The organism is Terrabacter ginsenosidimutans (genome assembly GCF_039539425.1).
Taxonomy (GTDB): domain Bacteria; phylum Actinomycetota; class Actinomycetes; order Actinomycetales; family Dermatophilaceae; genus Terrabacter; species Terrabacter ginsenosidimutans.
Genome location: NZ_BAABDC010000002.1, coordinates 65556 through 89232, shown reverse-complemented (window position 1 = coordinate 89232; position 23677 = coordinate 65556). Strand labels below are relative to the sequence as shown.

The window sequence follows — 23677 nt, the reverse complement described above, 5'->3', positions numbered from 1 at the left end:
GCCACCGGCAGGTCCGCGTGCGGTGGACGGGCCCGGAGCGGTCAGTCGGCGACGAGCTCGACCTCGAAGCCCTCGCCGCTCTCGAGGTATGCGGCATAGTGCTGCGGTCCACCCGCGTACGGGTGACGGTCGGCGAACATCAGCGTCCACCCTCCCGCGGCGCAGTCCGCTGCGACCGCGTCGACGTCCTCACGCGAGCCGCCATGGAAGGCAAGGTGGTTCACTCCGGCGCGCTTGCGCTCGTGACGACCGCGCTCGACGTCGGGACCCGACTCGACGACGACGTAGAGCGATCCGAGCTCCCAGGCCTGGCCGTGACCCCAGTCGTCACCGAGGTGGTAGCCCAGCCGGTCGAGCAGCCAGCCCCACTCGCGGCCCGCGGCGGCGATGTCCTCGACCCAGATCTCGACGTGGTGCAGGCCCCCGCGCACTCCTGCCCGCGCCGCGGCACTGCTTCCGGTGCCCGCTCCCCCGAAGTCCCACCTCGCCCTCGCCATGTCGGCGCGACCACCGTCGAGCAGTCCCCGCACCATCGGCGTGCCCTCGGCGCGCCAGTGCTCGAGCGCCTCGTCCTCGAGGCCCTGAGGAGGCCGTCCGTCGGAGCGGATGACACGCCACCACGGCAGGTCGGAGCCGTAGCGGCTCATCACGGTGCCGACGGTACGCGGACCCATACCGCCGAGGCGCTTGCTGATGTCGCCGTAGGCGAGCACCCGCCCCTCGGGAATCGTCGCGACGAGGTCGAGCACACGCTCGGCATGGTCCTCCAGCGGCACGGGCGTCCTCTCAGTACTCGGGTTGGCTCGGGTCGATCTCCCGGAGGTAGGCGAGTATGCCGCCCTCGACGTTCGCGACGTCGGTGAGCCCCGCACGGAGCGCCAGACGCGTCGCCTCGGCCGACCGGCCGCCGACCTTGCAGTGGATGAGCACCCTTCGGTCGGAAGGAAGCTCGTCGAACGCTTCGCCGGAGCGGAAGGCGTCGAGATGGATCGCGACGGCTCCCGGGATGCTCGCGATGGCACGCTCCTGGGCGCCGCGGACGTCGACGAGAAGGGGCGGGTCGGCAGCGGCGAGCTCGCCGACCATCTGGTGGACGGTGACGGTCGGCAGGTCGTCCTCGTCGGGGGCGGCGGCGCCGGGCACCCCGCAGAACTCGACGTAGTCGATGAGCTCGGTCACGGTCGGGTCCGTGCCGCACACCGGGCAGCCGGGGTCGGCGCGGACCGTGAGGGTGTCCCAGCTCTGACGCAGCGCGTCATGCACGAGCAGCCGTCCCGTGAGCGGCTCGCCGATCCCGAGCAGGAGCTTGATCGCTTCGGTGGACTGGACCGAGCCGATCGCCGCGCACAGCACGCCCAGCACGCCACCCTCGGCGCAGCTCGGGACCGACCCGGGCGGCGGCGGCTCGGGGAAGACGCAGCGGTAGCAGGGACCGTGGCCCGCCCACCACACCGAGACCTGCCCGTCGAACCGCAGGATCGAGCCCCAGACGTGCGGCTTCCCGAGCATGACGCAGGCGTCGTTGACGAGGTAACGAGTCGGGAAGTTGTCGGTGCCGTCGACGACGAGGTCGTAGCCGCCGATGATTTCGAGGGCGTTGGACGAGTCGAGGGCTACGTCGTGGCGGATGACCTCGACGTGCGGGTTGACGCGGTGGACCGCGGCCTCGGCCGACTCCGTCTTGGGACGACCGATGTCGGCGTCGGAGTGGATGACCTGACGGTGCAGGTTGGTCAGCTCGACGACGTCGGCATCGACGACACCGATGGTGCCGACCCCGGCCGCGGCGAGGTAGAGCAGGGCGGGCGAGCCGAGCCCACCGGCACCGACGACGAGCACGCGGGCGGCGGCGAGCCGTTCCTGCCCGTCCCGGCCGACATCGGGCAGCAGCAGGTGTCGGGCGTACCTCGTCGTCTCGGCCGCGCTGAGGGCTCGACCCGTCTTGACCAGCGGATCCGTCGGCATGCCCTCACCGTACTGCTCGGTATGGTGAGACGGACACGGTCGTCTGCGGGGGCGGACGACACGACCGCGAGCGACGCGCCCAGAACCGAAGAGGATCCGCATGGCAGACGAGACCACCCCGCCGGGCCGCGGCCAGCGGCTGCCCCGATCCGAGCGGCGCGCCCAGCTGCTCGACGCCGCGCTCGGAGTGTTCGTCGAGAACGGCTACCACGCCGCGGCGATGGACGACATCGCCGCTCGGGCGGGAGTGTCCAAACCGGTGCTCTACCAGCACTTCCCGGGCAAGCTCGAGCTCTATCTCGCGCTCATCGACCAGCACACCGGTGAGCTCGAGCAGCTCGTTCGCGACGCCCTCGCCCTCTCGGACAACAAGGCGCGCATCAACACGATGACGCGGGCGTACTTCGACTTCGTCGGCCAGGAGGGTGCGGCCTTCCGCCTCATCTTCGAGTCCGACCTCGCCAACGAGCCGGAGGTGCGCAAGCGCCTCGACCAGATCGACCTCACCTGCGCCGAGGCCATGGCCGCGATCATCCGCACCGAGACCTCGATGGACCAGGAGGAGGCGGTGCTCGTCGGCGTGGCCTTCGTGGGCCTGGCCCAGACCTCGGCCCGCCACTGGCTGACCCACGAGGCGACGCTGTCCAAGGAGACGGCCGTGCGCATCACGGCAGCGCTGATCCGCCGCGGGTTCGGCGCCTTCCCCCTCGTGGGGCGCGCCGAAGGTGACCGGTCCGCCGGCACGGCCAGGGAATCGGTCGGCACGCCCGCTGGTTAAGGTGACGACAGGCCGCGGTCGACCGCGGCCACCAGAACTGAGAAAGCAGGTTTGACGTGGAGGTCCGCATCGGCGTGCAGAACGTGGCACGCGAGATCAGCTTCGAGACGGCGCAGTCGTCCGACGAGATCCACGCCGCCGTCAAGGCAGCACTCGGGTCAGACGTCCTCGAGCTGGTCGACGACAAGGGTGGGCGCGTCATCGTCCCCTCTGCCTCGATCGGTTACGTGACGACGGGCGCCGAGCGCAAGGCTGGCGTCGGGTTCGGCGCTCACTGAACGCATACGAACGCATTTCTCCTGCAAGCGATCACGCGCCTCACCACGAGGTGAGCACCGAGATCGACGCAGCCACGAAGGCCGCTGACCCGTCCGGGTCGGCGGCCTTCGTCGTGCTCGGTCGCCACCGGATCGGTGCTCAGCCGTGCTGGGGTGTGGCGAACTGGCGTCGGGCGGGTACAGGGTGGGTGAACGAGCCGGGCCCGCCGGGTCGTCCCCGCCCGCGGTGCGGGCTCGAAGGAGGAAGCGTCGACATGATCGGAACCATCCTTGCCGCCCTCGTGGCGGGTGCGATCGTGGGACCGCTCGCCCGGCTGGTGCTGCCCGGTCGCCAGCACATCAGCGTCCTGCTCACCGTCGTGCTCGGCGCCGTCGGATCGCTCATCGGCGCCTTCATCTACTACAAGGCCACGGGCGTCAGCGACACCAAGGGGATCGACTGGATCTCCGGCCTCATCGGCGTCGTCGTCGCGGCCGCCCTCATCGTCGGCTACGGCATGATCAGCGGCAACCGCCAGACGCGCTGAGCACCTGACCGGTCTGGCTCGGCCCGACTCGTCACCTTCGTCCCTCGAGGACGAAGTCCTGTGGAAATGGCACCCGCCACATCCACCACACCAGCCCCCAGCGGTGGGAGATTGATCCCGTCGCAGAAGTCGTCCGCACCCCTCGCGGACCAATCGGTCGCCGACAAGGCGGCCAAGAAGGAGCGTCACATGCTCGGAACCATCATCGCGGCCATCGTCGTCGGAGCCATCATCGGCGCCCTCGGTCGCCTCCTCCTCCCCGGCAAGCAGAACATCTCCATCGTCATGACGATCCTCATCGGCATCGTCGCCAACGTCATCGTCACCCTCATCGTGCGCCAGCTCGGCTACTCCAACAGCAGCGGCGGCATCGCCTGGATCCCGCTGCTCCTCGGCGCCGTCGTCGCAGCGATCCTGATCGTCGTCTACGGCCGGATGAGCCACAAGTCGGTCAACGCCTGACCTGACCGTCTCGAAGGGCCCGACCATCTGGTCGGGCCCTTCGGCATGTCCGGCGGCATGTCCGGCGGCATGTCCCGCGGTTCGTCCGACGGGGCCGCACCGACGACGTCAGGCCGACAGGCCGAGTCGCTCCATGCGGCGGGAGTGCTCGTCGGTGAGGCGCGCGAACATGCGCCCGAGCTCGGCCAGGTCGGCGCCGGCGCGACCAGGCGCACCGACGAGGATGCTGGCGAGTGCGTCGCGCTCGACACCGACCCTCTGGGCCTGCGTGATGGCCTCGCCCACGAGGCGACGACCCCACAGGGCGAGGCGACCCGCGAGCCGCGGTTCGGCGGCGATCGCCTCACGCACGACCGTGACCGCGAAGTCGGCCTGGCCCGTGTCCTCGAGGACACTGACGACGAGGGTGCGGGTGTCCTCGTCGACGTAGCGCGAGATCTCACGGTAGAAGTCCTGCGCGATGCCCTCGCCGACGTAGGCCTTGACGAGGCCCTCGAGCCAGTCCGAGGGGCTCGTACGCTCGTGGAAGGCATCGACGGCGGCCACGAACGGCTCCATCGCCGTCTCCGGCTCGACACCGAGGGACTGCAGCCGCTCGGTCAGCACCGAGTAGTTCTTCAGCTCGTGCGCGGCCAGCACCGCGAGCGCCGACTTGTGCCGCAGCGTCGGCGCCAGCTCGGCGTCTTTGGCCAGCTGGCTGAAGGCACGCAGCTCCCCGTAGGCCAGCGCTCCGAGCAGGTCGGTGACGGCTGCGAGGTAGCCGGGCTCGCGACCCTGCTCGTCGGGGTCGGGTCCGGTGGCCTCGGGCGTCGCGTCCTCGCTCATGGGCCCAATCTAGTGAACGGGTTCGGGCGTTCTGCGCACATGCCGGTAGACTGGGTCGGACAACTCGGTGCCCGGTCGGCCCGATGGTTTGCCCAGATGGTGCTCGCGGAGTCCCCGCGCACCGGTGGAGCCCGCTCACAGCGAGAGCCACCCACCGTCCCTGACAGTCTCCGATCGGCCCGTCACGCGCCACTGAGCTCCCGCAACGCCGGGGTGCTCGTGCCGATCGAGAGATGCCCATGACCCAGCCCCACGAGACCCCCGCCGACGCGGGGGTCACCACGGACGCGCCCGAGACCGCGGCTGTCGAGAACGCCGCCGTCGAGACGGCCGACGCCGCTCCTGCTCCCGAGCTGACCTTCGCGGACTTCGACGTCCACCCCGACATCGTCGAGTCGCTGGCCGAGCACGGAATCGTCCACCCCTTCCCCATCCAGGCGATGACGCTGCCCGTGGCCCTCGCCGGCCACGACATCATCGGCCAGGCCAAGACCGGCACCGGCAAGACGCTCGGGTTCGGCGTGCCGATCCTCAACCGCGTCCTCACCCGCGGCGACGCCGGCTACGACGACCAGGCCCGTCCCGGCAAGCCGCAGGCCCTCGCCGTCGCCCCGACGCGCGAGCTCGCGGTCCAGGTCGCGAGCGACCTCGAGCGTGCTGGCCGCAAGCGCGGCGTCCGCGTGCTCACCGTCTACGGCGGCCGTGCCTACGAGCCGCAGATCGAGGCCCTCAAGAACGGTGTCGAGGTCGTCGTCGGCACGCCCGGCCGCCTCATCGACCTCGCCAAGCAGGGCCACCTCGACCTCTCGCAGGCGCGCACCGTCGTGCTGGACGAGGCTGACGAGATGCTCGACCTCGGCTTCCTGCCCGACGTCGAGACGCTCATGTCGCTGACGCCGTCCTCGCGCCAGACGATGCTCTTCTCCGCGACCATGCCGGGTGCCATCGTGGCGCTGGCCCGCCGCTACATGTCCCAGCCGACGCACATCCGCGCGATGGGCGACGAGAACGAGAACGCCCACACGGTCAAGGCCGTCGAGCAGTTCGTCTACCGTGCCCACGCCATGGACAAGGTCGAGATGCTCTCGCGCATGCTGCAGGCCAACGGCCGCGGCCTGACGATCATCTTCAGCCGCACGAAGCGCACTGCCGCCAAGGTCGCCGACGAGCTCGTCGAGCGCGGCTTCGCGGCCGCTGCGATCCACGGCGACCTCGGCCAGGGAGCCCGCGAGCAGGCCCTGCGCGCGTTCCGCAACGGCAAGGTCGACATCCTCGTCGCGACCGACGTCGCCGCCCGCGGCATCGACGTCGAGAACGTCACGCACGTCATCAACTACCAGTGCCCCGAGGACGAGAAGACCTACCTGCACCGCATCGGCCGCACGGCGCGCGCCGGCAACACCGGTGTCGCGGTGACGTTCGTCGACTGGGACGACCTGCACCGCTGGGCCCTGATCAACAAGACGCTCGACCTCGGCATCCCCGAGCCGCAGGAGACCTACTCGAGCTCCGACCACCTCTTCTCCGACCTCGACATCCCCACCGATGCCAAGGGCCGGCTGCGCCGCTCGGAGCAGAAGCTCGCCGGCCTCGGCGCCGAGGAGATCGAGGACCTCGGCGAGACGGGCAAGCGGCACGGCAAGTCCGGCGCGGGCTCGGGCCGTGGTGAGCGTGGAGACCGTGGCGAGCGAGGTGGCCGCGGTGAGCGTGGCGACCGGGGACGCTCGCGTTCCCAGCGCGACGACGACGCCGACGCGTCGGGGTCGCAGGAGCCCGCCGACTCGGCCCAGCCGTCGGCTTCCGACGAGGGTGGCGAGAGCCGTCCCCGCCGCAGCCGCAACCGTCGTCGTACGCGTGGTGCCGGGGCCGCGGCCGCCGGCGCTGCGGCGACGGGCGCCGACGAAGGCCCGGGGGCGCCGGCTCCGGCCGAGGGCTCGTCCGACGCCGAGGGCGCCTCGCGCCCGCCCCGCCGACGCCGTCGTGGCGGTGCCGGTCGTGGCGGTGCCGGTCGTGGCGAGGCCGCCACGGCCACGAGCGCGGCCGAGTGACCTCGCGGCGCCCGGCAGGATCGTCCGGCGCCGCAACCAGCACGTCACGGGCCCGGGTCGGGACGCACATGGTGTGTCCCGACCCGGGCCCTCGTGCGTCCAGCGAGACCGGGGTCGACGACTAGCGGCCGCGGTCGAGGGTGCGCGTCACGACGTCCAGGCCGCCCCACCGTCACCCGTCGCCATGCACCACGTGCTGCGACAGACGACGTCGCTCGCCGCCACCGGGATCGTCGTCGCCGTCTGTCCCCATTCCAGCCCGTCCCACATCCAGAGGGAGCGGCCGTCGTAGCCGGTGGCGACGCAGCGAGTCGAGCTCTGGCAGGCCAGCCGGCTCGGGCTCCACGGGGTCGACGTCAGGCGCCAGGTGGAGCCGTCGAACCGTGCGGTCACGGCCTCGCCGGTCGAGGACTCCCCCAGCCCCATGCACATGGAGGCCGAGACGCAGGACAGGTCGAAGATCGCCCGCAAGCCGCTCGAGGCGGGCTTGGACCACGACGAGCCGTTCCACCTCGCGTAGCGGCCGGTCCACGTGTCCACGGCCAGACAGCTCGTCGCCGACGGACAGACGGCCCGCACGGTCGTGGTGCCGTCCGTGTTGGCGAAGAGCGTGGTCATCGACGACCACGAGGTGCCGTTGAAGCGCCGGAGCTCACCGCCCTGGAACACGAAGCAGGCGGTCGGCGACGCGCAGGCCAGGCTCGAGTAGGAGTTGACGAGGTCGAAGGTGGTCGTGGGCCCCCAGGAGCCCGTCCACCTCCGGAACGTGCCCGACTGGCGGTCGACGGCCAGGCACCACGTGGCGGACACGCACGACAGGAGCGAGCCGGACTCGCTGATGACCGTCGGCGCCGACCACGTGCTGCCGTTCCACGTCAGGACGCTGCCGAGGCTGTCCGGCACCATGCAGCGGCTCCGACTGCCACAGGTCAGCTCACCGAGCACGCCGAAGGTGCGGTCGAAGAGCGTCATCGGCCCCCACTTCGACCCGTTCCAGCGGTTGAAGCGGCCCTTGGTGTCGATGACGAGACACATGGACGCCGAGGCGCAGTCGATGACGCGGTTGCGCGCCCCCATCGACGGGGTGACGTAGCGGGTCAGCTCGGTGACCGACCAGGTCGACCCGTTCCACCGGGCCACCCGACCGTCGATGCCGACTCCCTGGCACGACGACGGCGACGAGCAGGACAGGGACTCGACGTTGACGATGAGGTTGCTCGTCGTGTCGGCGACGCGCGCCCAGGACGTGCCGTTCCAGCGCCACGCCCGGCTGCCGTCCGTGCTGGTGACCATGCAGAACGTCCCGGACGTGCACGACACCTCCACGACGTTGTAGCCCGAGCCCGACGCGAAGGTGGAGGCGCTCCACGTCGTGCCGTTGGCCCGCATGACCCGCACCGCGCCGCTCGAGGTCGTCCCGGCCGCCCAGCACAGCGTCGCGGTGGGGCACGAGACGGACTGCAGCCGGTCGAAGCCCGACGGCCCGCTCATCGAGCCGACCGTCGTGCCGTTCCAGAAGCCGGCACGCGCCGACCCCTCGTGGTCCCCCACGAGGGCACAGCGGGTCGCACCGGCACAGTCGACGGCGTACCACGTCGGGCCGCCGCTCACGACGGTCCACGTGCCGGAACGGTAGACGGCGTAGCCGCCGATGGTGAGGGCCCCGAGGCAGAAGGTGGTGGACGGGCACGACACGTCGGAGAAGCCGCGGACCTCGTCGCCGTTCTGCGGCAGGACCTGCGTCTTGGCGCTCCAGGCTGTGCCGTTGTAGCTCAGGGCGGCTCCACCCTGGTCGCCGACCATGCACCACGTCGTGGTGGGGCACGAGACCGCGGTCGGGGACCCTTGACGTGCGGTCAGGGCGCTGCGGCCGCCCCAGGACTGCGCCGGCACTGAGCCGGTGACGGGCACCGCCTCGGAGAGGTTGCCGGCCGGGTCACGGGCGAAAACGGCATACGAGTACGTGACTCCGGGGGCGACCCGCGCGTCCGTGAACGAGGCCTGGAAGGGTGCCCCGATGGCCACCCCCTCGTAGGGAGAGGACGGCGCCGTGTCCCCCACCCGCCGGCGCACGACGTAACCGGCGTTGACCCCGTCCGGAGCCGTCCACCTGAGCGCGACCGACGAGCCTGACGTCGAGACGGTGGCGTCGGTGATGCGGTCGGGCACGCTCGTCGTGTCACGGGGCCCGAGGACCCATCCGGCGAGGTCCACGACGAGGTGGACCTTGCTCGAGGGGGCGACCGTGAGCCGGACCCAGCCGGTGTCGTCCACCGGCGCCACGACCTGGGCGGCCACCGTCGAGCCGCGCGCATAGCTGAGCTGGGACACCTTGGGCGTGCCCGTCCCGGGCGCCGACACCGTGAGGAAGCCGTTGCCGGTGGCACCGACGACCGTGACGTTGACGACCGCCGCCGCGGAGCCGGACGGCACCGGCGTGTAGAGGGGGAAGGCCGTGCCCGGCTCGACCGGGCTCCCGCCCCTCGTGTCGAGGACGCGCTTCGGGGCGGTCGTCACGAGCCCCCCGTCCGCGGCCGGGTCACCGGCCACGACGCTGCCGAACGCGTCTGCGAGCAGGTCGACCGTGACCCCGCTCGACACCCGGATGTCCACCGTCCCCGTCGGAGACAGGCGCGCCACGACGAGGTTGGACACGGTCCGGCCCGCCGTGAAGTTCAGGGCCGACGTCGACGCGGATCCGGAGTCCACCGGCGTGACGCTGACGTTGCCGGCTCGGGTGGGTGACACCGCCGTGACGTTCATCAGGACGGCGGAGGCTCCGGTCGCCGGGACCCCGCCGCGGCCCGCCACGGTGAGCCTGACGACCGCCGGTCCCACGACCCGAGAGGTCGGCGCCCCGACGCCGGACCTCGTGTCGAGCAGCCGGGCGGGAACCAGCGGCATGACGGCGCCGGGATCCGTCGCAGTCCCGTCGGCCACCCAGCCCGACACGTCGGCGATCAGCTGGGTCGTGCCGCCACTGACCGACAGGGCGACGCGACCGTCGGGTCCGACCGGGACCAGGGCGAGGTTCGTGACGGTCTGCCCGGCGACGTAGTTGACGTTGGAGGTCCCGGGCACCTGCTCGCCGGAGGCGTATGCCGTGACGCGTCCGGCGCCGGTCGCCCCGGTCACCGTGATGCTGACGAGGACGGCACCGACCCCCGTGCCGGGGACGCCCGCCACCCCGACGACCGCGACGCTGCGCGACTGTCCTCCGGCGACGGCCCCGGACGGCGCGCCGCGGCCGACTCTGGTGTCGAGGATCCGGGCCGGGTGCACGAGCACCACCCCGCCGGGCATCGACGAGCCGGCCGAAACCGCCGGGAGCGCCGAGACGGCAGCCGTGGCGGCGCCCGCCGGGTTGGTCGCGAGTGCGCCGGCCGACGCGGGCGAGGCGACCGCCCCGGCGACGGCCGCCAGCACGACGCCGGCGACGGCGACGAAGACGCGAGCGCGCAGTGAGAACGCAGACATGATCCGACCCCCTGTCAGTCGTGGATCACACCCACGAGCGCGCCGATCCTAGGGCCGGGCCGGGGGCCGCACAAGCAGTTGCGCACCCCGATGTGCAGGCCACCCGCCGGGTCCGACCCGTGGTCTCGTGGCGGCACCCGGGCGCGGAGACTCCTACGCTGGATCCCGTCGTCCCGAAGTGAGCCGAGGAGGGTGGGTGCGATGAAGCTGCACGAGTCCATCGACGGGCGGTTGCGCGCCTTCATCGAGAGGCAGCCCCTCTTCTTCGTCGCCACCGCTCCGCTGTCGGGGGACGGGCACGTCAACCTCTCCCCCAAGGGCCTCGACGGGACCTTCGCCGTGCTGGACGAGCACTCCGTGGCCTACCTCGACCTCACCGGGAGCGGCTCCGAGACGGTGGCGCACCTGAGGGAGAACGGTCGCATCACGGTCATGTTCTGCGCCTTCGAGGGTGCGCCCAACATCGTCCGGCTGCATGGGACGGGCCGCTACGTCGCACTCCAGGACGCCGAGTTCGCCTCGTACCGTGGGTTGTTCGCCGACCTCCCTGGCGCCCGCGGTATCGTGGTGGTCGACGTTCAGCGGGTCTCCGACTCGTGCGGGTATGCCGTCCCGCTGATGACGCACGACGGTGACCGCGACCTGCTGACCCGGTGGGCCGACAACCGTGGCGACGACGGGCTCACGGCCTACCGGGCCACGAAGAACGCCACGTCCATCGACGGCCTGCCCGCCCTCGACCCGGGCGCGGAGACCGACCCCGGCTGACTCTCGCGGCACCGCCGGCTCGTCGAGTGCCCGGTACCGACCGCCACCGCACCCTCGCGGGCCTGTCCCCCGACAGCACGAACGGCCGGGTCCCGAAGGACCCGGCCGAACGCATACGCCCTCGGTGGGGCGAACCGGAGGTCAGGCGTTGATCGTCGCGGTGTCGATGACGAAGCGGTAGCGCACGTCGCCGGCCACGACACGGTCGTAGGCCGCGTCGACCTCGTCGGCCGAGATCGTCTCCACCGTCGCGCCGATGCCGTGCTCGGCGCAGAAGGCGAGCATCTCGGCGGTGGCGGGGATGCCGCCGATGTTGGAGCCGGCCACGACACGGCTGCCGCCGACGACGGCGCCCGGTGCGAAGTCGTAGTTGCCCGTGGGCAGTCCGACGTTGGCGATGACACCGAGGGGACGCAGCAGACCGATGTAGGTCTGCATCGGCAGGTCGGCACTGACGGTGTTGATGATGATGTCGAAGGTGCCCTTGAGGCCCTTCAGCACCCCCTCGTCGCCGGTGGCGTGGTAGCTCGTCGCGCCGAGCGCGAGACCGTCGTCCTTCTTGGCGTCGCTGCGGCTCAGCACGCTGACCTCGGCGCCCATGGCGGCGGCGAGCTTCACGGCCATGTGGCCGAGGCCACCGAGACCGATGACGGCGACCTTCTTGCCGGGACCGGCGCCCCAGCGCTTGAGGGGCGACCACACGGTGATGCCGGCGCAGAGGAGCGGGGCGGCGACGTCGAGCTCGATGCCGTCGGGGATGCCGACGGCGAAGCGCTCGGAGACGACGACCTGCTGGGCGTAGCCGCCCTTGGTCGGCTCGCCGTCGGAGCCCGTGCCGTTGTAGGTCATGACGGCGCCCTTGGAGCAGAACTGCTCCTCGCCGTCCTTGCAGAACTCGCACTCGCCGCACGAGTCGACCATGCAGCCGACGCCGACGCGGTCGCCGACCTTGTACTTCGTGACGCCGTCACCGACGGCCGACACGACGCCGGCGATCTCGTGGCCCGGGACCATGGGGAAGATGGCGCTGCCCCACTCCTCACGGACCTGGTGGATGTCGCTGTGGCAGATGCCGGCGAACTTGACGTCGATGAGGACGTCGTCGTCACGCAGGTCGCGGTGCTCGACGGTCCGGGCCTCGAAGGCGGCTCCGGCGCTCGGGGCGACCAGGGCGGGGGTGGAAATCAACGGGATGTCTCCTTCGTGGTGGGTGGCGACGCTCTCAGGTGCAGCGCCGCCTCACCCGGGTTCATTCCCCGTCGGTGGGTCGCGTCGAACGGGTGCGACCCGGCTCACAACCTCGCGAGCAGCGAGGTGGCCACGTCTCGGTAGGCCTGCGCGCCCTTGGACGAGCGGGCCGTCGAGAGGATCGACCGGCCCACGGCCGGGGCCTCCGCGAAGCGCACCGTCTTGGGGATCGGCGGCTCGAGCACGGGCAGGTCGTAGCGCTCCCCCACGTCGGCGAGCACCTCGCGCGCGTGGTTGCTGCGCCCGTCGAAGAGCGTCGGCAGGATGCCCCAGACCTCGAGGTCGCGGTTGAGGATCTTCTGCACGTCGGCGACGGTGTCGAGCAGCTGCCCGACGCCGCGGTGGCTGAGCATCTCGCACGGCATCGGGATGATGAGCGCATCAGCGGCGGTGAGCGCGTTGAGCGTCAGCACCCCGAGGCTGGGCGAGCAGTCGAGCAGCACGACGTCGTATGCCGGGTCGACGCCTTCCAGCGCCGAGCGCAGGACGTACTCGCGGCCGGGTCGGGGCAGGAGCATGGCCTCGGCTCCGGCGAGGTCGATGGCCGACGGCACGAGGTCGACGCCCTCCTCGCACGTGACGACGACGTCCGCGATCTCGGCCGAGCCGGTCAGCACGTCGTGGATCGACCGCTCGACCGTGTCGGGGTCGACACCGAGGGAGAAGGTGAGGCAGGCCTGGGGGTCGAGGTCGACGAGCAGGACGCGCTGCCCGAGCTCGGCGAGCGCGGCACCGATGCTGGCGACCGACGTCGTCTTGGCGACGCCGCCCTTCTGGTTCGCCAGCGCGATCGTCGTGACGCCGGTGTCTGGAACCGGGCCCTGCGAGGAGCCCTGGGAGCTGGGCCGCGACGCCGTGGAACGGTCGCTCGTGCGGGTGCGGGGCGCCATGTCGCCCAGTCTGTCAGGTCCGACGGTCAGAACGCGGAGATCGTCCGCGGGGCACGCTCGGAGCGTGACAGAGCCGACACGAGGGCGCCCTGCCCGTGCCGCCGGACGGCCAGGCGGGTCAGCAGCGCCAGGACGGGGGTGAGCACGTCCTGCGGCAGCGGCGGCGAGGTGAAGCCGACGCTGGCGGCGACGTCCTCGCCGTGGACGACGACCTCCATCATCCGGCCGGTCAGGAAGTCGTCACGGCGCAGCGCCCACCCGGCCCACGGGATGAGCACCGCCCGGTCAGGAGCCTGCGCCTCGAGCACGGTGGGAAGCGCCTCGCGCGCCTCGAGCAGGCGGGCGAGCACCTCGGCATGACCGCCCGCCGCCTGCTCGTCGGAGCTCGCCCGGATCTCGACGTTGATGTCGTCGTCGACGGCCGCCGACACCCAGAGGGACCGCGCGTAGTGCTCGTCGAGCGGGATGGCCTCGACCGCCGGCTCTGCGCCGAGCAGGCGCACCACCGTGGGCGGCTGGCTGGCCAGGTGGGCGACGAGTCCTCCGACGCTCCACTCTGGCAGGGCGCTCGGCTGGCGCCATGCTGCGGCGACGTCGTCGCGCGACACGATCGAGATGACGTGGTCGGTCGCGGCCAGGAACGCGGGCCGCAGGTCGGGGTCAGGCAAGGTCGCGCTCCGGTGGTGTGGTGTCGTAGCCGGCGGCCTCGAGGCCGGCCCAGTCGGACTTCTCGGGCCCCATCTGCTGGCCCTCGGGGCAGTGTGCGCGGAAGTCGCACCACGAGCAGATCGCCGAGGTGCGCGGGGCGAAGCGGGTCGACTCGACACCGACCTCCTTGAACTCGGCGTCGGCGCGGCGCAGGTCCGAGGCGATGGACTCGGCCTCGGCGATCTTGCGCGCGAGCGACTCGTCGGTGTGCTCGTGCGACGCGACCGTGCCCGACGGCACGTGGTGCAGCTCGACCCGGTGGCAGGGCCGGCGGAACATGCGGGCGGCCGCGACGGCATACAACGCGAGCGGCAGCGACGTGCGCGCGTCGTCGTCGGTGGGCACCTGGCGGCCGGTCTTGTAGTCGACGACGACGAGCTCGCCCTGCCGGTCGTCGAGGCGGTCGATGCGTCCGGTGATGGCGACCTCGTCGGTCTTGAGCGACACGCTGCGCTCGATGCCGACCGGCTGGTTGTCGCGGTCACTGACCCGGAGGTACTCGGTCACGGCGTCGCGCACCCGCAGGCGCCACGCCGCGGACTGCTCGGGGTCGCGGAAGCCGACGTCGATCCACGACGAGCGGACGAGCTCGGCCACCCCGGCCGGCGTGCGCTGGGCCGCCGGGAGGTCCCAGAAGTCGCGGAGCGCGTTGTGGGTCGCGATGCCGACGGACGTGTGGGCGCGTTGCGGGCGGGCTTGCGGCCGGGGACGGTCGAGGTACTGCATGCGGTAGCGGCGCGGGCAGTCGAGCCAGGCGAGCAGCCGCGACGGCGAGCCGGAGTAGAGGGGCGTCGGCATGCCCGTGAAGGTCGTCTGCTCAGCCGGTCCCGTCGTCACGCCGACACCCTACGACCCCTCACCGACACCCGCCCTGCGACGTCCCCACCCACTCAGTGGGAGCGGTGCGCGATGCGCCCGAGCCGGTCTGCGGCCGTACGGAACTCGCGCTCCAGCTCGTCCACGACCTCGGCCACCGGGGACACCGAGCGGATGCTCTGCAGTCCCTGCCCGGCTGCCCACAGCTGCGACCAGCGCTTGGCCTCGGAGACGGCGACGTCGTAGTCGCGCACCGCGTCCCCGCTGAGACGGTCGGGGTCGAGACCGTGCGCGATGAGGCTCGGGCGCAGCCACGACGCGTCCGCGCCGGTGATGCCGTCGCTGACGACGAGGTCGTCCGGTCCGTGCTCGACGACCATCTGCTTGTAGGCGTCGGCCGCCCGGCTCTCGGTGGTGGCCAGGAACCGCGTCCCCATGTAGACGAGGTCGGCGCCCGCGGCCACGGCCCCTGCGACACCGGCCCCGTCCGCGATGCCGCCACCGACGGTGACGAGCCCGTCGAAGAGCTCGCGCACGGCGGAGACGAACGCGAAGGGCGACAGGTGCCCGGTGTGACCACCGGCCCCGGCGCTGATGCAGGCGAGCCCGTCGACCCCGGCCTCGACCGCCTTGCGGGCGAGCACGAGGTCGATGACGTCGGCCACGACGAGGCCGCCGTACCCCTTGACGACCTCCATGACCGGTCGCGGTGAACCGAGCGCGGTGATGACGACCGGCGGCCGGTGCTCCGCGACGAGGGCGAGGTCGTCGGCGAGTCTGCGGTTGGTCCGGTGGGTGATGAGGTTGACCGCCCAGGGCGCCGTGCCCGCACCCGAGGCGATCGTCCCCAGCCACTCGTCGAGCTGCTCGGCCGTCCGGCAGTTCTGGGTGGGGAAGGCGCCGAGGATGCCGGCGCGGGCTGCGGCGACGACGAGCTCGGGCCCCGACACGAGGAACATCGGGGCGGCGACGACGGGCAGGCGCAGCGAGCGGAGCAGCTCGTCCGGCGTCACTCGGCCGTCCCGGGGCGGCGCAGCATCCGCTTCAGCACCTTGCCGACGGCGTTGCGGGGCAGCTCGTCACGCACCTCGAGGCGCTCGGGCAGCTTGAACGAGGCGATGCTGCGCTCACGCAACCACGCGACGAGCTCCTCGAGCGTCAGTGCCTGCCCCGGCCGCAGCACGACGACGGCGGCGACGCGCTCCCCGAGCCGCTCGTCGGGGTCCCCGATGACGGCCACGTCGGCGACGGCCGGGTGGTCGGCGATGAGTCCCTCGAGCTCGGCCGGGGCGATGTTCATCCCGCCCCGGATCACCTGGTCCCGGGCGCGGTCGAGGTAGCGGAGGTACTGCCCGCGCTCACCGGCGATCTCGAAGAGGTCGCCCGTGCGGAGGTAGCCCCGGTCGTCGAACGGGCTCGGCAGCTCCTCGCCGTGGAGGTAGCCGGCGAACACGCTCGGCCCGCTGATGTGCAGCTCCCCCGGGCGGCCCGGCTCGGTCACGTCCTCGCCCGTCACGATGTCGACGAGCCGGGTGTCGGTCCACTCGCCCGCCCGCGTCGACCACGTGACCCCGGGCGCCCCGAACCGTGGGAAGAACTGCGCGCGCTCGTCCGGGTCGGGGAAGTCGACCGGGCTCGACAGCAGCCCGATCCCCTCGTTGGAGCCGAAGAAGTTGATGACGCTGATGCCGTGACCCTCCTGCCAGCCGCGCACCATGGCCGGCTGCAGGGGCGCCGAACCGGAGCCGATCCGGGTCAGGCTGCTGACGTCGACGGAGGCCATGAGCTGCTCGTTGCCGAGCAGCATCCACAGCAGCGCGGGCGGCGCGCAGGTGTAGGTGACGCGCTCGCCGGCCACCTGCCCGAGGAAGGTCGGCAGGTCGAAGGGGTGGTGCTGCACGAGGACGCATCCGGTGAGCAGCCACGGCAGGAACATCCCGCTGATGCCGGCCATGTTGATCATCGGGAAGGGGTTGAGCAGCACGTCGTCGACCGTCACCTGGGGCGCCTCGGTGGTCGCGACGCCGACCGCGAGCCAGTCCATGTGGCAGCGCGGGACGCCCTTCGGTGCGCTCTCGGTCCCCGAGGTCCAGCAGATCGTCACGGCGTCGTTGGCCTCGTTGGGGTCGGCCACGGCATACGCCCGCACGACCTCGCGGTCGGCCTGCGTCGCCCGTTCCGGCTGCCACACGCGGACGCCGATGGGCACGTCGGCCGTCTCGTCCTCGGGGCCGTACGCGACGACCGCGCGTACCGAGTCCACGTCGGCGAGCGCCGTGGCGGCCTCCGCTGCGAGGCTGCGGTCGCCGAACCGTGCACAGCTGATGTATGCCGTCACGTCGGCTCGGGCGCACATCGCGGCCACCTCGCGCTCCCGCAGCTGCACGGGCAGCGGCGAGACGACGACGCCCAGACGCCAGGCCGCGAGGTAGACCTCGACGAGCTCGACGCTGTTGGCCAGCTGCACGCCGAGCACGTCGCCCCGGCCGAGGCCGAGCGACAGGAGGCGGGCCGCGAGGGCGGTGACCTCGGAGTCGAGCTCGCGCCAGGTCAGCCGGCGCGGTGACGAGCCGAGCAGCGCCGCCCGGTTGGCCGGGTCGACGACGGCGAGGGCGTCGCCGCGCGCCGTCACCTGGTCGGCGAAGAGGCCGTCGAGCGTCTGCTCGCCCCACCATCCCTTCGACCGGTAGTCCGCCACCTTCTCCGGCGGGTGCAGGCCGCGGGCCCGTCCCCGGGAGTCTCCGTGCGCGTGTCCGTGCGCGTGTCCGTGCGCGTGTCCCTGTGCGTCGACCACGGCGGCCTACCTTGCCGCTCGACGCGCCGTGCGCGGCACGATCTCGATGTCGCTGCCGTGGAGGTCTGCCGAGCACTGGTCGCAGGCGAGAGCCACGACGAGCGGGGCCCCGCACGGCACGTGCTCCTGGACGAGCGCGGGCCCCTCGTCGGCGGCATACCAGTGCTGGGCCCAGTCGATGGCGACGGCGACGACGGGGTAGAAGGCGTGCCCCTTCTCGGTGAGGTGGTACTCCGCCCGACCCACGCGTCCGGGCCCGCGGCGCCCACGCGCCTCGAGCACGCCGATGTCGCAGAAGGCCCGCAGCCGCTCGGCGACGAGACTGGGCGGCGCGCCGAGGGCGTCCACGAAGTCGCCGAAGCGGGTGAGGCCACGGAGGGAGGCTCCGATGAGGGCCGAGGACCAGCGGTTGCCGAAGATCGACATCGTCTCCGGGAAGAGGCCCGCGAACGACCGGTCGGCCGCGCGGGGGTCCGACCGACGCCGGGTCGCCGACTCGGGCACGGAGCGCTCCCACGAGCCGCTGGGCCCCCACTCGGCGTGCACGGTGCCGGACCGCACGGCCTCACGGCAGCTCCGGCACGTCAGGACCGGGGCGAAGTCCTGACCGCACAGCGCGTGCCGCATCGCCGGCAGCGTCTGTGCATGGCCCGGCACCCACCGACGCTCCCAGTCCCAGATGGCGATGGTGACCGGCCACAGGCCACGGCCGCGCGCGGTCAGGACGTACTCGGCGCGCACGGGGCGTTCCTGGTAGACGACGCGGTGCAGCACGCCCTCGCGCTCCATGGTGGCGAGGCGGGAGGTGAGCACCGCGTTGGAGATGGCGACCTCGTCGAGGAACTGGCCGTAGCGGGTCGTGCCGCGCAGCGCCCGCTGGAGGATGAGGAGGGTCCACTCGTCGCCGAGCAGACCGAGCATGCGTCCGATGGCGTTCGTCGACCCAGGGTCGAGCTGCGTGGGCACGGTGCCGAGGTCGACGTCGTCGACCGTCGGCTCAGAGACCGATGGCATCGGCTGCCGTCTCGGCCGTGCTCCAACGACGCAGCTCGGCCCCCGGGGCCCACGTCGAGTGGGTGCCGCTCGAGATCCGCTCGGGCAGCCGCAGCTTGCAGACCGGTCCGTCGGAGACCCGTGCTGCGTCGAAGACGACGCAGTAGGAGGCGTCCTCGTTCATGTCGGTCGTCAGGGTCACGAGATAGCCGTCGTCCTCGCCGGCGCTCCCCACTCGTGGAGCCATCGCGGTCTCGCTGCCGTAGACGTTGTCGCCGAACGCATATCGCTCCTCGGTGCCGGTGTGGAGGTCGTGCTTGACGAGGCCGTCGAAGAGGAACCAGGCAGGCTTGCCGGTGGCCGCATAGGCGTAGCGGTACTTCCCGCCGGCGTAGGCGCCGTTCATCATGCCGAACTCGGTGATGCTGTCGGACAGCGGCGACTCCCTGACGAGCCCGGTGCGCAGGTCGAGCCGCCAGCGGTGCAGGCGGGCCTGCATGCGGTCCAGGGCCAGGAAGCGGAAGGCCCGCTCCCACCGGTTGCCCATGCCGTTGTCCTTCGGTTCCGGGTCGCCCTGGTAGAAGCCGTCCAGCACGATCTCGTCGCCGTCCTCGTAGGCGTTGACGAAGTGGAGGACGTACGTCGGGTCGGCCTCGAACCAGCGGATGTCGCCCGTCTGCCCGCGGCGCGGGATGACGGCGAACCGGCTCGGCATGTCGCGGTGGAAGCGCGCGACGTGCGCGCCCTTGGCGAGCGCCTCGGGCTCCCAGAAGAGCGGGAAGTCGTTCAGGACGACGTAGTTCTCGGTGAAGGCCATGTCGTGCGGCAGGCGGGGTCCGGGCAGCGGGACGTCGATGTAGTGGACGAGGTCGTCGGACCCGTCGACGACGCCGTAGTGCATGTACGGCGCCTCTTTGCTGTAGTTGAAGAAGAGCAGCTCACCGGTGCGGTCGTCGACCTTGGGGTGGGCCGACACGCCCCAGTCGAAGGGGAACCGGCCGTGCCAGGTCGCCTTGCCGAGGGTCTCGGCCGACATCGGGTCGAGGCGGTAGAGGTCGCCGCACTGGTAGAAGCTCGTCAGCGCCGTCCCCCGGTGCACGACGACGTCGGTCGAGGACGCGTCCTTCATCTGCCGTCTGGCGCCCCAGCCGTCATCGCGAAGCGACAGGTAGGGCGGCTCGGCCAGACCGGCCCACAGCGACTGCCCCGCCTCCTGCTCGGCGAGGAGGCCGTCGGTGCGCACGAACCTGTTGCGGTAGAAGGCTTTTCCGTCGCGGAAACCGACGACGTGGACCATGCCGTCACCGTCGAAGGGGTGGTAGTGCTTGAGCGACGGGTGCACGGGGTTCTCGGTGTTGCGCAGGTAGACGCCGTCGAGGTCGGTCGGCACCTCCCCCTCGACGACGTCGAGGTCGTCCGCCCGCCACTCGGTGGTCTGTGGCTGCCACGGGCCGGTGCGGTAGGGGTGGTCGTCGTCTGCCGGCAGGGTCGAGAGCATCCGACCGACGATGTCGACATCCATTCGGTTCTCCTTGCCTCGCAGTGGGTTTCGCAGGTGCTGGTTCAGTCGTCGACGGCGCCGACGACGAGGCTGACGGTGGTGGCGGTGCTGCCACCGAAGTTGAGCGTGCCGAAGGTGCGCGCGCCGTCGACCTGGTAGTCACCCGCGGCGCCGCTGACCTGCTTGGCCGCATCGACGAGCATGCGTATGCCGGTGGCCCCCACCGGGTGGCCGCCGCCGATGAGACCGCCGCCGGGGTTGATCGGCAGGCGGCCTCCGGGCGCGATGGACCCGTCCTCGACGGCCTTCCAGGACTCACCGGGGCCGGTGAGGCCGATGTGGTCGATGGCGAGGTACTCGGTCGGCGTGAAGCAGTCGTGCACCTCGAAGCCGTCGAGGTCATCGAGGGTGACGTGGGCCCGGTCGAAGGCGTCGGTGACCGCCTGACGCACGTGCGGCATGACGTAGAGCTCGTCCCGGTCGCGCTCGAGCTTCTGGCGCAGTCCGAGCCCTACGGTGCGGTGCCCCCACCCGTCGATGCGGGCGACGGGTCGACGGCCGGGGTGGTCACGCAGCCACGCGTCCGAGACGAGGACGACCCCGGCAGCGCCGTCGGTGACCTGGCTGCAGTCGTAGCGTCGCAGGCGACCGTCGACGACGGGGTTCAACGCGTCGTCGATCGCGTCCGGGCCGGTGAGGTCGGGCACGTCCCACGTGCGGGTCTGGGCGTTGGGGTTGCGGCGCGCGTTGGCGAGGTTGAGGGACGCGATGGCCCTCAGGTGGGCGGCGTCGATGCCGTGGCGTCGGTCGTACTCGTCGGCGACGGCACTGAAGACATGGGGCCACATGAACCGAGCGCCCTCACCGTCGTGCCCGACCCAGGCTGCGGCGCCGAGGTGCGTGGCGGCCTCGTCGCCCGGCACGGTCTTCTCCAGCTCCACGCCGAGGACGAGGGCGCAGCCGTAGTTGCCGGCCCGCAGGTCGGCCATCGCGGCGAGCACGGCCACGCCGCCGGACGCGCAGGCGGCCTCGTGGCGGGCCGCGGGCAGGCCCCACAGCTCCGGGCGGACGGTCGCCGGCATGGCGCCGAGGTGTCCCTGCCCGGTGAAGAGCTGCCCGAACGCGTTGCCGACGTGGATGACCTCGACGTCCGATGAGGCGGTGTGGCTCGCCTCCAGCGTGCCGTCGACGACCTGCGCCACGAGGTGGGACACGTCGCGCCCCTCACGGGTCAGGTTGCGCGCGAAGTCCGTCTGGAACCCTCCGAGCACCCAGACTCCAGTCCGGGGCGTGTTCGGGCTGCCGGCCCTCATGTCTGCCTCCGCTCCCGACGCTGCCGCCGGTGCCCAGCTTGCCTTCACCGGCACGGTACTACAGCTGACAGAGTCACTCCGGGGAGCGACGAGACCGTTCTCAGCCCTCTCCGGCGACTCGAAAACGTCACGGCCTCAGTACCTGGGTGACCCCGCTCGACGCGGCTTCGATCGCGTCGAGCACGTCCGGTGCGGTGGTGTTCTCCGCGAGCCGGTTGAGCTTGCCCTCACCGTGGTAGTCGCTCGATCCCGTGAGGAGCAGCCCGAGCCGTTCGGCGAGCGCCGTCGCCCGAGCTACCTCCGCAGGCCCGTGGTCACGGTGGTAGGCCTCGAGGCCCACGAGACCGGCCTCGCGCATCCGCTCGACGAGCGAGTCGTCCAGCGCCCCCGAACGGGTGCGGGTGAACGGGTGGGCGATGACCGGCACGCCGCCCGCGGCGCGCACCAGCTCGACGGCCCGGACGGGGTCGGGTGCGTAGTGGCCGACGTAGTAGGGCGAGTCGTCACCGAGCCACGATCGGAAGGCCTCGTCCCGGTGCCTGATCGTGCCGTTGGCGATGAGGGCGTCTGCGATGTGCGGACGTCCGGGCGTGGCGCCGGGGCCAACCTGGGCGAGCACCTCGTCGTAGCCGAGGGGTATGCCGTCCGCCGCCATGCGCGCCACCATCCGCTCCAGCCGGGTCGTGCGGGAGTCCCGGGCGCGGGCGAGCTCCTCCCCCAGGGACGCGTTCTCGGCGTCGGTGAGGTAGCCCAGGAGGTGGATCGAGGAGTGGCGCCACGCGCACGAGATCTCGATGCCGCGCACCAGCCCGACCCCGTGCAGCCGAGCCGCCTCCGTCGCCTCGGCCCAGCCGGCGACCGTGTCGTGGTCGGTGATGGCCAGCACGTCGACGCCTGCCTCGGCCGCCGCCGCGACGAGCTCGGTCGGCGTCTCGGTGCCGTCGCTGACCGTCGAGTGGGTGTGCAGGTCGATGACCGGACCCGCTCCTGTCCCGGTCGCTCCCACGCCCCCACACTAGGGCTGCCCCGCTCCCCACCCAGCCCCAAGTCCCGCAACACACCGAGCAGCCGCCAACCCCTGCGGTTGTAGCCGCCGGCATCGACGAGTGCTCGGTGTGTTGCGGGGCGTGGCAACCTTTGGGCCGTCCGGTCCGTAGACACCGGCATGAGGCTTGAGACCAGGGGGACGACGTGAGCCGTCGCAGCGAGGCGCGAGATGCCGACTTCACGATGTTCATGGAGCAGGCCGGCCCGGCCCTGCTGCGCACCGCGTGGCTCCTGACCGGCGACCACCACCGGGCTCAGGAGCTGACCAGGCCGCGCTCGTCAAGACCTACGTCGCATGGCCACGCGTCCGCGAAGGCGAGGCGCTGGCCTACGCACGACGCGTGCTGGTCAACCACCGAACCGACGTGTGGCGCGCGACCCGGCGCGAGGTGTCGACGGACGACCCACCGGAGCTGCCCGGGCGCAGGCCCTCGAGTGGGCGGCAGCGAGACGCCGAGGGCACGAGCGACGACCGCGACCAGGTCGTCCGACTGCTGCGCACCCTGCCACAGCAGCAGCGCACCGTCGTGGTGCTGCGCTACTACACCGACCTGTCCGAGCAGGCCACGGCCGAGGCGCTCGGCATCTCCGTCGGGGCCGTCAAGAGTGCAGGCTCGCGCGGCCTGGCCGCCCTGCGAGCCGCCCTCTCCACCGCGCAGCGAGCCGAGGCCGTCGCCGAGCAGGAGTCGGCGACGCAGCCAGACGGCCCGCGCCCGGACCGGACACGCACCGACGCTGGAAGGAGCGCCCGATGAATGCCACACCGGACACGGACATCAGGGCGGCGCTCGCCGACGCGAGCGACGTCGCCGGTCTGACGTTCAGCACCGAGGCCGTGCTGTCGGAAGGGCACCGTGTCGTCCGCCGTCGTCGCGCAGCCGCGACGGGTCTCGTCGCGGCCGCGACGGCCGTGATCGCCGTCGTCGCGGTCCGGCTCGGCACGGACCAGCCCCGGGCCCTCCCAGCACTGCCTCCCGGCGCCACGCAGATCACGGCCCCTGTCGCCACCGGCCCGCTCACCGGAACGACGTCGAGCGACGGCATACGGGATGGGCTGGGCGTCGACGTCACGGTCACACCAGACAGTGACGGCAGGGTGCGAGAGACCTGGACCCTGTACGACGGGGCGACGGTCCGCCGAACCATCACGCGCCTCGCAGCCGCCTCCGGTGCGGGGCAGGTGAGCTTCCTGATGCCGGTGGAGTCGGGTCAGAAGGGCGTCGTCTAGGGATACGCACT

Annotated in this window: 22 protein-coding genes; 8 read left to right on the top strand and 14 right to left on the bottom strand. The window is 72.0% G+C overall.

The features are described from left to right. Positions 1-41: 41 nt before the first annotated feature. Together ABD831_RS06410 and moeB are read right to left on the bottom strand one after the other, a co-directional pair. On the bottom strand, positions 42-776 hold the full coding sequence (locus ABD831_RS06410) for an MGMT family protein (RefSeq protein ID WP_344943269.1): 735 nt from the start codon (positions 774-776) through the stop codon (positions 42-44). Positions 777-786: 10 nt separating this feature from the next. Then, complete coding sequence (moeB, locus tag ABD831_RS06405; protein ID WP_344943266.1) at positions 787-1965, bottom strand: molybdopterin-synthase adenylyltransferase MoeB; 1179 nt, start codon at positions 1963-1965, stop codon at positions 787-789. A 100-nt stretch (positions 1966-2065) separates the two neighbouring features. On the opposite strand from moeB, the gene ABD831_RS06400 reads away from it, so the two are divergent. The 4 genes from ABD831_RS06400 (at position 2066) to ABD831_RS06385 (ending at position 4010) form a co-directional block, all read left to right on the top strand. Continuing rightward, positions 2066-2743, top strand: coding sequence for a TetR/AcrR family transcriptional regulator (locus tag ABD831_RS06400; RefSeq protein WP_344943263.1), 678 nt, complete (start codon positions 2066-2068; stop codon positions 2741-2743). Positions 2744-2799: 56 nt separating this feature from the next. After that, the gene (locus ABD831_RS06395; protein WP_142177081.1) at positions 2800-3021 is read left to right on the top strand and encodes a DUF3107 family protein; all 222 of its coding nucleotides are present in this window, start codon (positions 2800-2802) and stop codon (positions 3019-3021) included. Positions 3022-3275: 254 nt separating this feature from the next. Further along, a complete protein-coding gene (locus ABD831_RS06390; RefSeq protein ID WP_344943259.1) occupies positions 3276-3548 on the top strand; it encodes a GlsB/YeaQ/YmgE family stress response membrane protein in 273 nt (90 codons plus the stop codon). Positions 3549-3737: 189 nt separating this feature from the next. Continuing rightward, the gene (locus tag ABD831_RS06385; RefSeq protein ID WP_344943256.1) at positions 3738-4010 is read left to right on the top strand and encodes a GlsB/YeaQ/YmgE family stress response membrane protein; all 273 of its coding nucleotides are present in this window, start codon (positions 3738-3740) and stop codon (positions 4008-4010) included. 108 nt (positions 4011-4118) lie between these two features. On the opposite strand, the gene ABD831_RS06380 is transcribed toward ABD831_RS06385, so the two are convergent. Then, the gene (locus tag ABD831_RS06380) at positions 4119-4835 is read right to left on the bottom strand and encodes a ferritin-like fold-containing protein (RefSeq protein WP_344943253.1); all 717 of its coding nucleotides are present in this window, start codon (positions 4833-4835) and stop codon (positions 4119-4121) included. 239 nt (positions 4836-5074) lie between these two features. On the opposite strand from ABD831_RS06380, the gene ABD831_RS06375 reads away from it, so the two are divergent. Beyond that, entirely contained in the window at positions 5075-6883 is a 1809-nt protein-coding gene (locus ABD831_RS06375) for a DEAD/DEAH box helicase (RefSeq protein ID WP_344943250.1), read from the top strand. Between the two features lie 147 nt (positions 6884-7030). Here the strand turns inward: ABD831_RS06375 and ABD831_RS06370 are convergent, their stop codons facing one another. Continuing rightward, positions 7031-10360, bottom strand: a complete 3330-nt coding sequence (locus ABD831_RS06370) for a SaeA-related protein (RefSeq protein WP_344943247.1) — start codon at positions 10358-10360, stop codon at positions 7031-7033. Positions 10361-10561: 201 nt separating this feature from the next. On the opposite strand from ABD831_RS06370, the gene ABD831_RS06365 reads away from it, so the two are divergent. Continuing rightward, positions 10562-11128: a pyridoxamine 5'-phosphate oxidase family protein gene (locus ABD831_RS06365; RefSeq protein WP_344943244.1), complete on the top strand. Its 567-nt coding sequence runs from the start codon at positions 10562-10564 to the stop codon at positions 11126-11128. A gap of 141 nt (positions 11129-11269) precedes the next feature. On the opposite strand, the gene ABD831_RS06360 is transcribed toward ABD831_RS06365, so the two are convergent. The 10 genes from ABD831_RS06360 to ABD831_RS06315 all read right to left on the bottom strand — a co-directional run bounded on the left by ABD831_RS06360 (position 11270) and on the right by ABD831_RS06315 (position 22397). Continuing rightward, on the bottom strand, positions 11270-12316 hold the full coding sequence (locus ABD831_RS06360) for an NAD(P)-dependent alcohol dehydrogenase (protein ID WP_344943241.1): 1047 nt from the start codon (positions 12314-12316) through the stop codon (positions 11270-11272). A gap of 104 nt (positions 12317-12420) precedes the next feature. Continuing rightward, positions 12421-13266 (bottom strand): ParA family protein, encoded by an 846-nt coding sequence (locus ABD831_RS06355; protein ID WP_344943238.1) that lies wholly within the window; start codon positions 13264-13266, stop codon positions 12421-12423. A gap of 26 nt (positions 13267-13292) precedes the next feature. After that, entirely contained in the window at positions 13293-13934 is a 642-nt protein-coding gene (locus tag ABD831_RS06350; protein ID WP_344943235.1) for a maleylpyruvate isomerase N-terminal domain-containing protein, read from the bottom strand. Beyond that, a complete protein-coding gene (locus ABD831_RS06345) occupies positions 13927-14811 on the bottom strand; it encodes a RecB family exonuclease (protein ID WP_344943232.1) in 885 nt (294 codons plus the stop codon). The genes ABD831_RS06350 and ABD831_RS06345 overlap by 8 nt, the downstream gene beginning before the upstream one ends. A 53-nt stretch (positions 14812-14864) precedes the next feature. Further along, positions 14865-15803, bottom strand: a complete 939-nt coding sequence (locus ABD831_RS06340; RefSeq protein ID WP_344943229.1) for an NAD(P)H-dependent flavin oxidoreductase — start codon at positions 15801-15803, stop codon at positions 14865-14867. Beyond that, on the bottom strand, positions 15800-17584 hold the full coding sequence (locus tag ABD831_RS06335; RefSeq protein ID WP_344943226.1) for a class I adenylate-forming enzyme family protein: 1785 nt from the start codon (positions 17582-17584) through the stop codon (positions 15800-15802). The genes ABD831_RS06340 and ABD831_RS06335 overlap by 4 nt, the downstream gene beginning before the upstream one ends. A gap of 6 nt (positions 17585-17590) precedes the next feature. Next, positions 17591-18598, bottom strand: a complete 1008-nt coding sequence (locus tag ABD831_RS06330) for a winged helix-turn-helix transcriptional regulator (RefSeq protein ID WP_344943224.1) — start codon at positions 18596-18598, stop codon at positions 17591-17593. Beyond that, a complete protein-coding gene (locus ABD831_RS06325) occupies positions 18582-20099 on the bottom strand; it encodes a carotenoid oxygenase family protein (protein WP_344943221.1) in 1518 nt (505 codons plus the stop codon). Before ABD831_RS06325 ends, ABD831_RS06330 begins: the two co-directional genes overlap by 17 nt. A gap of 41 nt (positions 20100-20140) precedes the next feature. Beyond that, entirely contained in the window at positions 20141-21391 is a 1251-nt protein-coding gene (locus ABD831_RS06320) for an acetyl-CoA acetyltransferase (protein ID WP_344943218.1), read from the bottom strand. Positions 21392-21518: 127 nt separating this feature from the next. After that, complete coding sequence (locus ABD831_RS06315; protein WP_344943215.1) at positions 21519-22397, bottom strand: PHP domain-containing protein; 879 nt, start codon at positions 22395-22397, stop codon at positions 21519-21521. 382 nt (positions 22398-22779) lie between these two features. Here ABD831_RS06315 and ABD831_RS06310 point away from each other — a divergent pair, with 382 nt between their 5' ends. Both ABD831_RS06310 and ABD831_RS06305 read left to right on the top strand, forming a co-directional pair. Continuing rightward, positions 22780-23193, top strand: coding sequence for a sigma-70 family RNA polymerase sigma factor (locus ABD831_RS06310; protein WP_344943212.1), 414 nt, complete (start codon positions 22780-22782; stop codon positions 23191-23193). Continuing rightward, positions 23190-23666 carry a hypothetical protein gene (locus ABD831_RS06305; protein WP_344943209.1) on the top strand — a complete coding sequence of 159 codons (477 nt, stop codon included), beginning with the start codon at positions 23190-23192 and terminating at the stop codon, positions 23664-23666. The genes ABD831_RS06310 and ABD831_RS06305 overlap by 4 nt, the downstream gene beginning before the upstream one ends. The last annotated feature ends 11 nt before the right edge of the window (positions 23667-23677 follow it).

Coding starts and splice junctions, on each gene's coding strand:
- ABD831_RS06325 (WP_344943221.1), bottom strand. CDS start 20,099: ATGGATGTCGACATCGTCGGTCGGATGCTCTCGACCCTGCCGGCAGAC.
- moeB (WP_344943266.1), bottom strand. CDS start 1,965: ATGCCGACGGATCCGCTGGTCAAGACGGGTCGAGCCCTCAGCGCGGCC.
- ABD831_RS06365 (WP_344943244.1), top strand. CDS start 10,562: ATGAAGCTGCACGAGTCCATCGACGGGCGGTTGCGCGCCTTCATCGAG.
- ABD831_RS06305 (WP_344943209.1), top strand. CDS start 23,190: ATGAATGCCACACCGGACACGGACATCAGGGCGGCGCTCGCCGACGCG.
- ABD831_RS06355 (WP_344943238.1), bottom strand. CDS start 13,266: ATGGCGCCCCGCACCCGCACGAGCGACCGTTCCACGGCGTCGCGGCCC.
- ABD831_RS06390 (WP_344943259.1), top strand. CDS start 3,276: ATGATCGGAACCATCCTTGCCGCCCTCGTGGCGGGTGCGATCGTGGGA.
- ABD831_RS06330 (WP_344943224.1), bottom strand. CDS start 18,598: ATGCCATCGGTCTCTGAGCCGACGGTCGACGACGTCGACCTCGGCACC.
- ABD831_RS06400 (WP_344943263.1), top strand. CDS start 2,066: ATGGCAGACGAGACCACCCCGCCGGGCCGCGGCCAGCGGCTGCCCCGA.
- ABD831_RS06380 (WP_344943253.1), bottom strand. CDS start 4,835: ATGAGCGAGGACGCGACGCCCGAGGCCACCGGACCCGACCCCGACGAG.
- ABD831_RS06375 (WP_344943250.1), top strand. CDS start 5,075: ATGACCCAGCCCCACGAGACCCCCGCCGACGCGGGGGTCACCACGGAC.
- ABD831_RS06320 (WP_344943218.1), bottom strand. CDS start 21,391: ATGAGGGCCGGCAGCCCGAACACGCCCCGGACTGGAGTCTGGGTGCTC.
- ABD831_RS06370 (WP_344943247.1), bottom strand. CDS start 10,360: ATGTCTGCGTTCTCACTGCGCGCTCGCGTCTTCGTCGCCGTCGCCGGC.
- ABD831_RS06385 (WP_344943256.1), top strand. CDS start 3,738: ATGCTCGGAACCATCATCGCGGCCATCGTCGTCGGAGCCATCATCGGC.